This is a genomic window from Skermanella sp. (genome assembly GCF_059503625.1).
This window is the reverse complement of the sequence record NZ_JCACHA010001213.1, coordinates 1-4617: the sequence shown is the minus strand read 5'-3', so window position 1 is coordinate 4617 and position 4617 is coordinate 1. Positions and strand designations below refer to the sequence as shown.

Sequence of the window (4617 nt, the reverse complement as noted above, 5' to 3'; positions counted from 1 at the left end):
ACAAAACCTTCCGCTACGCCGCCTAATTCAAGATCACCCAGGCCGGATCAATAAGAGCGGATGCCGAGCATGAGGCGCGCATCAACAGCCTGCCTTCTCCTGCGATAGCGCGGCTCCGCGGGCCCGGCACCGCCATGGCGCCGCGTCGCCGCCCGGGTCGGCATAACGGGCGCCGCACCCTCCACACAGGATTTCCAGCCGGGGCGCGGGCGTCGGCTGGTGCATCTCATCGCCTCCCTTTGGCACCATCCGCATGTAGCTCGGTAACCGCTACTCAGCGAGCCAGAGGTCAACCAGCGGCGTGATCGTGCCGACCACGCCAAAGTCGCGCCCGTGCAATGGTGGTTCGGCCTCCACAGGGCGCAAACCTGGTCGCTTCTAGGACAATAAATCGTGACGCTTCGGCAAAAATAGAAACAAAATACCGCGACGGCCTTCCGCTGCGACTAGTTCCGGCCTTGCATAGGCGTCAGCAGGAGGCGGTTAGACAGCGAACAGGCCCATGAGGCAGACGTTGCCAAAAACGCCTAAAGGTTGAGAGTGCGATTTTAATTGTAAGTTCATGCAGGTGGTTGTGGTTTGAAGCACGTTGTAAACGCTTGCCCAGCCGTTCCCAAGCGCGCGGTAATCTTTACTGGCTTAACCTGTCCGCCCGAAACGAGGAGCAAGGAATTTATCCATCGATGCCGTGGATTCGACAAACTGAAAGGTGGTCGATTGACTTGAGCTGTCACTGGAAGAAAATTGGCCGTCACTAAGAGGGCTAGAACCGTGCAGTCACCAACTTTCCAAGCATTGATAACATGTTTTGTAACTGGATTTGCTGTGCCTGCTGCCATTGCGCAGGAGCGCCCTCCTGCGATGCCGACGCGCGATGTAATCGTTACCTACAAAGTTGACGACACTCCGCCGACCATCGACACCGTAGCTTGGCTCGCATCACAAGGCCGCATTCGGACCGAGGGCCGGAGCCTGATCAACCGTGTGGTTCACCTCATTGATACTCGAAACGGCGCGGTAGTGGTGCTGGTGGATGCCGATCGCACCTACCATGACCTTGGCAAGATGGCGGCAGCGATGACCCAGGACATTGCTGTAGTCCGCCCTGACGCCAAGCTTACACGGGAAGGTGCTGATACTGTCGCCGGGCAAGCCTGCACGGTCTGGCGGATTGAAGCGCAAGAGGAAGCCTCTTCTGACGAGGCGCGGCGTGCCTGCATCACCGCAGATGGGGTGCCGTTGCGCCTCATCGAGGGAAGCGGTGCGGAAGCTTCGACCCTGTATGTGGCAACACGAGTGGTATACGGGCCGCAGGACCCGGCTCGGTTCCAGCCGCCTGCCGATTACCGTCCACTTGCCGCAGTTCCGGTGGCACCACGTCGTTAACTCCGAGTGGCCCTGATGGCTTACCTCGTCAAAAAGCGGCGCGAGGGCAGGCTATGGCGGTACCAAGCGCAAGCGCGGCCCCAGGCTGCACCTGGCGGTCGACACGCCCGACCATCCGCTGGCCCTGCACGTGACGCCCGCCAGCACGGACGGCCGCGCCGAGGTTGGGCGGCTGGCCCAGGCCGTGCGAGCCTCCACCGGTCGGGGCGTCGGCTTGGCCTGTGTCGGGGGGGGGGCGCACTAGCCCAAAGGCCGCTGACGCCGCCGGAGCGCATGAGCTCGAGCTCGAGGTGGCCGGGCTGCTGGACGCTAGGCGTGGCTTCGTGCTGCTGCCGCGGCGCCGGGTGGTGGAGCGGCCCTTCGCCCGGGCCACCTGCTTTCGCCGGCTGGTGAGGGACTACGAGGGTTACGCCAGCACCCTCGCCGATCTTCACCTCGCTGCCCTCACCTGCCTCATACTCAAGCAAGCCGCGTAACCAACCAGAGGTCCATAACGGCCTCTGGAGTGGGCTTGGGCGACGCCGGATACCCCAGTAGGTGATGAAGCCGATGTCGAAACAATCCGGGAAAACCTGGATACCACTTTGGCAAGGTCCATAAGTTTGCGGGCTTCACGTCAGCATACCAAAGCCGGCTGATCTTTACATAGTGGTGCCGGGTCAATATGCGCCGCCTATCCGCTCAGGCCGGCTCCCACCTGATCCGATGGCGGGTGTGGTCTACGACGCGCTTCACTCCTGGTACGTTCTCGGCAAGCACGTAGAGAGCTCGGCTAACCGCCTCCGACCGGCTGAACCCGTAAAGTTCCACCACGCCGTCCTGGACATGCACCGCGGTGTGGACCGTGTCAGCCCAAGGTTCACGGTGCATCGCTGCCATTACGGCACGGTGGATTTGCTCGTCGGACAAATTATCCGCTTGAGGTTCCGCCTGCGCGACGAGAGCGCGGACCAAGTCGGAGCGGGTCACAACCCCGAGCAACTTACCATCCTCGGTCACAGGCACCCGTCGAATTCGATGTTCTTCCATTACGCGAGCAACATGCGCGGCGCTGTCGCCGGAGCTCGCTGTGATCACGCGATCGGCCATTACCTCGCTCGCCATGACGCCATGGCTTCGGGCGTAACGGTCCGCCCTGCCTGCTGGGTGACTAAACAGGCGCGAAAGCCACCCGGATGGTTGGTCATCCTCATCCGCCAAGCGGCGGACAAGGTCTGACTCGGTGACTATGCCAAGCAGCGTTCCCGCTGCGTCAGTTACCGCCACCGCAGAGATGCCCCGGTCGGCGAACATGCGAGCGATAGCGGCAACCGGCGTCTCGGGCGGCACTGTTGCCATTCCGGCCGTCATTACGTCGCGAGCATAAAGGGGAGTCACGGCGTCGTCCTTATTCTTGCCCTAACTAAGCATGCTCCTTCATCCAGGCGCCGTTCCAGTACCAACTATGGATAGCGGCAGTTATTGCGATACCCCAAGTATGTGGCGAAGGCCGACCCAACTTTGGCTGGGCCTACGCGCCTCTACTGGCGCCCACGAAAGGCCACGCTCACGGTTTCGAGGTCACTCCTCGCTTTCCGTGGACGGGTAGCTCGGCTGAGATCGAGCCTTACGCTTCCCATGTAAAAGCACGCAGGTTTCTTCACGGCCGGTTTGGAGTGGCCCCCATCAAACCCGACAGGCGGCCTGGTTGGCTGAGTGTTGGGCGATGAACCCACGCGGCGAGCGCCTGCGCAAGCCGGAGTGGGGATGGTGTTGTGATCCTCGAACCAGGCAGGCAGTTGCTGGAGGATGACGGTGGCGTCTGGCCTGGATTCATTCGAGCATAGTCGCGCTTGAGAGGTTTGACGAAGGCTTCGCAGACGCCGTTGCTTTCGGGGCTGCGAAGCGACGTGAAGCACAGGACGAGGTTGAGCGCGGCGGCGAAGTCGGTCGTCTCAGCAACGGTGTTGGGAAAGCTACTGGCGGCGAGCCATTGACGGGCTGCGGGGTGCGGATGGCGTCGAACCGACACTCGATGCAGTCCAGCATAAGGTCAAGAATCATTTCGCCGGAGATGCTGCCACTGGAGATGGCGACCAAAGTGATGATCTCGTGGTCATGGGTATCGATAACGAAGGCGAAGCGGACGACCTCACTCTTCCAGCAGGGGCTCTCGAGACCATTGAGGGCCCAGCACCGGTTGGAGGCAGGGACGACGACGATGCCCTGAGGGGTGCGGGTTGGCCACCTGCCGGTGTGGAGCTGCAACAGCAGCGAGGCGTAGCGCATCAGCCGGAACAGGAACCGTCCCGTCGTGGGGACGGCAAGAGCAACTTGGGTTTCTGAGCGTGCGTGCTCCAAAACCTCGCACAAGATCTCGGTCTCCATGGTCTTGCGGCCGAGCAAACCCTCCAGTTCGTGGACCTTGGCCTCGAGCTCAGGGACGCGGTTGATGGGGACGACCTCCTGGTCCGCGCTGACCGCCTCGTGCCCCACCCCTCGGCCATGCCGTCTGCACTGGAACAGCAGGCTAAGCGAGACGCCGTGAAGCCGGGCGACGGCGGAGACTGTAATGCTTAGCTGCAGGGTCTGCTCGACCAGCCGAACTTTCTCAAGGGCAGAGTACCGCCTCCGACGCTCACGGCCGGTGATGATTTCAACGCACTCAGCGGGTTTCGACATAGGCGCAGGCCCAAAGGGTGTTATAGCCCTCTGCGGCGGTATTTTTCGGTATAAGGCATGCAGCCTGTCCGCAAACCATACCCATCCGGCGTCTCCGATAAGGAATGAGCGCTGATTGCGCCCTACATGGTCCTGTTGCGGGAGGATGTCGGCCAGTGGTTGTACTCGCTCCGGGCGCTGTTTAACGGCCTGCGCCACGTCGTCTGCCACGGCATTCTCAGGCGAGCCATGCCGAATGATCTGCCATCTTGGACGGCGGTCTACCAGCAGGCGCAGCGCTGGTTAGCCGCCGGCGTGTTCGAGGCCTTGGCCAGCGACCCGCATGCAATCCTCCGTCCGGCGGCAGGCGACAAGGCCAAGCCGGGCGCGGCCATCCCCGACAGCCGCACCCTTCGCTGGACGCCAGAGAGCGGCGAGCGCGCCGGATGCGATGGCGCCAAGCGCAAGCGGGGCACCAAGCTGCACCTAGCTGTCGACACGTCGGCCATCTGCTCGCCCTGAGCGCCCATCGCAACCCGCTGTTGCCAGGTCTACCTAGGTTTCTGCGCTTGGAGGCATTCGGCCTGTTTA

Annotated in this window: 3 protein-coding genes and 2 pseudogenes; 3 read left to right on the top strand and 2 right to left on the bottom strand. The window is 62.3% G+C overall.

Annotated features, from left to right (window positions below):
- The first annotated feature begins 861 nt into the window (after positions 1-861).
- Together AC5JJ6_RS42445 and AC5JJ6_RS42440 are read left to right on the top strand one after the other, a co-directional pair.
- A complete protein-coding gene (locus tag AC5JJ6_RS42445; RefSeq protein ID WP_496047844.1) occupies positions 862-1386 on the top strand; it encodes a hypothetical protein in 525 nt (174 codons plus the stop codon).
- A gap of 25 nt (positions 1387-1411) precedes the next feature.
- Positions 1412-1862 (top strand): annotated as a pseudogene (locus tag AC5JJ6_RS42440) (transposase family protein); the annotation flags it as partial.
- Positions 1863-2067: 205 nt separating this feature from the next.
- Here the strand turns inward: AC5JJ6_RS42440 and AC5JJ6_RS42435 are convergent.
- Both AC5JJ6_RS42435 and AC5JJ6_RS42430 read right to left on the bottom strand, forming a co-directional pair.
- Complete coding sequence (locus tag AC5JJ6_RS42435) at positions 2068-2724, bottom strand: CBS domain-containing protein (protein WP_496047843.1); 657 nt, start codon at positions 2722-2724, stop codon at positions 2068-2070.
- A gap of 474 nt (positions 2725-3198) precedes the next feature.
- A complete protein-coding gene (locus tag AC5JJ6_RS42430; protein WP_496047842.1) occupies positions 3199-4047 on the bottom strand; it encodes a transposase in 849 nt (282 codons plus the stop codon).
- A gap of 111 nt (positions 4048-4158) precedes the next feature.
- Here AC5JJ6_RS42430 and AC5JJ6_RS42425 point away from each other — a divergent pair.
- Positions 4159-4527 (top strand): annotated as a pseudogene (locus tag AC5JJ6_RS42425) (transposase); the annotation flags it as partial.
- Positions 4528-4617: the final 90 nt, after the last annotated feature.